Consider the following 219-nt stretch of genomic DNA (forward strand, 5'->3'; position numbering starts at 1 on the left):
GTACAGTCGCTGTTTGCTGACTTTGCGAAGATCTTCCCGACCCGTTTTTGCAACGTTACCAACGGCGTGACGCCGCGTCGCTGGCTGGCGCTGGCGAATCCGGCGCTTTCCAATGTGCTGGATGAGAACATTGGCCGTACCTGGCGCACCGATCTCAGTCAGCTCAGCGAACTGGAACAACACTGCGATTACCCGCTGGTAAATCAGGCGGTGCGTCAT

Annotated in this window: 1 protein-coding gene; it reads left to right on the forward strand. The window is 57.5% G+C overall.

Going from position 1 to position 219, the window contains the following annotated elements; genetic code table 11:
- The coding region (locus FDX22_RS21325) for a glycogen/starch/alpha-glucan phosphorylase (RefSeq protein WP_146717738.1) at positions 1 to 219 on the forward strand (219 nt) is incomplete at both ends.

The organism is Citrobacter sp. TBCS-14 (assembly GCF_005280805.1).
Lineage (GTDB): Bacteria > Pseudomonadota > Gammaproteobacteria > Enterobacterales > Enterobacteriaceae > Citrobacter > Citrobacter gillenii.